This window comes from Streptomyces sp. Y20 (assembly GCF_043195475.1).
GTDB lineage: Bacteria > Actinomycetota > Actinomycetes > Streptomycetales > Streptomycetaceae > Streptomyces.
Map to the genome: position 1 here is coordinate 1 of NZ_JBIDDP010000028.1, position 3,216 is coordinate 3,216.

Here is a 3,216-nt window from a genome sequence, read left to right on the forward strand (position 1 = left end):
CCGCCGCCACAGCCTGGACCCACGGCATCACCATCGACTGGCCAACCCTCCTCACCCCCTACAACACCCACCCCACCGAACTACCCCCCTACCCCTTCCAACACCAGCACTACTGGCTCACCCCCGAGCGTGGTGTGGCCGACGCCCGCGGGCTCGGTCTGGCGTCGGCCGGGCATCCGCTGCTGGGTGCGGTGGTCGAACTGGCAGAGGACGACCGGCTGGTGTACACGGGGCGGCTCGCCCTGGACACGCAGCCGTGGCTGGCCGATCACGCGGTGCGGGGCACGGTGCTGCTGCCGGGCACCGCGTTCCTCGAACTGGCGATGGCCGTGGGCAGCAGGCTGGGCTGGGGGCGGTTGACCGAACTCACCCTCCAGACGCCGTTGGTCCTCGAACCGGACTCGGCCGTACAGCTCCGGGTGACCGTCGAACCGCCGGCCGCGAACGGCCAGCGGGAGCTGGCCGTCCACTCCCGGCCGCAGGACGCCGGCCCGGGCAGCGCGTGGACGCGGCACGCCGCGGCGCTGCTCGACGTGGATGACGACACCGCCGGCTTCGACCTGACCGAGTGGCCGCCGCCCGGTGCCCACGAGATCGACGTCGACACGCGGTACGACACCCTCGCGGAGGCGGGCTACGACTACGGCCCCGCCTTCCAGGGCCTGCGGGCCGCCTGGCGCACCGACCGCGACGTCTATGCCGAGGTGAGCCTGCCGGCCGATCTGGACGGCACCGCCTTCGGCCTGCATCCGGCGGTGCTGGACGCGGCTCTGCACGCGGTCGGCCTGCTGCGCGAGGACGGCGGTACCGTGCTGCCCTTCTCGTGGTCCGGTGTCACCCGCTACGCCGAGGGCGCGGACACTCTGCGGGTGTGGCTGAGCGCGGCCGGCGGGGACGGGGTGACCCTGCGGGCCGCCGACGGCACGGGAAAGCCGGTGCTGTCGGTGGAGGCGGTCACGATGCGGCCGTACGCCGCCGACCCGGCCGCCGGTCACGGCACGGACTCGTTGTTCCGGCTGGACTGGCAGCCGGTCCGGGCCGCGGCGGCTGACGTCGACGCGTGTCCGGTGGCGGACCTGGCCGAGGTGCCGGATCCCGTACCGCAGCTGGTGGTCGTGCGATGTCCGGCCGGGACGCGGGATCCGGGCGGCACGGGGCCCGGGCTCGCCGGGGACGCGCACCAGGCTGCGGGCTGGGCGCTGGGTATGGTGCAGGAGTGGCTGGCAGATGCCCGCTTCACCGGTTCCCGGCTGCTGGTGGTGACCGACGGCGCCGTCGGCCCCGATGCGGGGAATCCCGCCCAGGCCACGGTGTGGGGCCTGGTCAGGACCGCGCAGTCCGAACACCCGGACCGTTTCTCCTTGTTGGACACGGACCCGGCGCACCCGGTCGACACGGTGCCCGCGGCCGTTCTCTCCGAACCTCAGCTCGCCCTGCGCGGCGGTACGGTGCTCGCTCCCCGGCTGGTGCGGCACACCGGCGTCACCGGGCCGACCCGTGGCTTGCGGCTCGACCCGGACGGCACCGTGCTCATCACCGGCGGCACCGGAGGGCTCGGCGCTCTGGTGGCACGGCACCTGGTCACCGAGCACGGCGTCCGCCATCTGCTGCTGGTCAGCCGCCGCGGCCTGGAAGCACCCGGCGCCTGTGAACTCGTCGCCGAATTGCGCGGGTTGGGTAGCGTGGTCACCCTCGCCGCCTGTGACACCGCCGACCGCGACGCGCTCGCGCACCTGCTGACCGGCGTACGGCTCTCCGCCGTCGTCCACACCGCGGGGGTGCTCGACGACGGCATGGTCGGGTCGCTGACCGCGGACCGGCTGGCCGCCGTACTACGGGCCAAGGTGGACGCCGCCGCACACCTGGACGAGCTGACCGCGGACCAGGACCTGGCGGCGTTCGTCCTGTTCTCCTCGGTGGCGGGCGTGCTCGGCAACCCGGGACAGGCCAACTACGCCGCGGCGAACGTCTTCCTCGACGCGCTCGCCGCCCGCCGGCGCACCGCCGGGCGCCCGGCACTGTCGCTCGCCTGGGGCCTGTGGGCCGAACGCACCGGACTCACACGGCACTTGAGCGATGAGAACCTGTCTACCCGGGGTGTCTCACCGCTCTCCACGGAGCAGGGCCTCGGGCTCTTCGACCGGGCGCTCGCCGACGACAGCGCGGTGCTCGTACCGGCCCGGCTCGAACCGGCCGCGCTGCGCGCCGACGCGCTCGCCGGGACCCTGTCCCCGGTGCTGCGCTCGCTGGTGCGGGTGCCGCAGCGGCGCCCCGGCGAGTCCGGACTGCGCCGCAGGCTGGGCCGGATGTCCCAGCAGGAGGGCCGCCGACTGCTGCTCGACCTCGTACGCGCCCAGCTCGCCGCGGTCATCGGCCGCGACTCCGCGGACGGGATCGACCCGGACCAGCCGTTCAAGGGTTTCGGCGTCGACTCGCTGCTCGCGGTGCAACTGCGCAACCGTCTCCACTCCGTCACCGGTCTGCGCCTGCCGGCGACCCTCGTCTTCGACCACCCCACACCGGCCGCCGTCGCCGACTTCGCGCTCGCCCTCGCCCAGGAGCGCGCCGGGCGGTCCACTCCGCCCGCAGCCGCCAACACCGTCGCACCGCGTACGGACGACGACCCCATCGTGATCGTCGGCATGGGCTGCCGTTTCCCCGGTGGGGTGGATTCGCCGGAGGGGCTGTGGCAGGTCGTCGCCCAGCAGCGCGACGTGATCTCCGGCTTTCCGACCGACCGGGGCTGGGACCTCGACGCCCTCTACCACCCCGACCCGGACCACTCCGGCACCTCCTACGTCCGGCACGGCGGGTTCCTGCACGAGGCCGCCGACTTCGACCCCGCCTTCTTCGGGATCTCGCCGCGTGAGGCGCTGGCCATGGACCCGCAGCAGCGCCTGCTGCTGGAAGTGTCCTGGGAGGCCCTGGAGCGGGCAGGCATCGCACCCGGATCGCTGCACGGCAGCGACACGGGTGTGTTCGCAGGGGTGATGTACCACGACTACGGCGGTGGCGGCCGGATGCCCAAGGAGGCCGAGGGCCACTTCCTGACCGGCACGACCGGCAGCGTGGCCACCGGCCGGGTGGCGTACACGCTGGGCTTGCAGGGACCGGCCCTGACGGTGGACACCGCGTGCTCCTCCTCCCTGGTCGCCCTGCACCTGGCCGTACGCGCCCTGCGCTCGGGCGAATGCTCACTCGCCCTCGCCGGCGGCG

1 protein-coding gene is annotated in these 3,216 nt (G+C 73.9%); it reads left to right on the top strand.

What is annotated here, in order from left to right:
- A partial coding sequence (locus ACGFT1_RS35680; protein ID WP_373913147.1) for a type I polyketide synthase occupies positions 1-3,216 on the top strand: 3,216 nt, incomplete at both ends.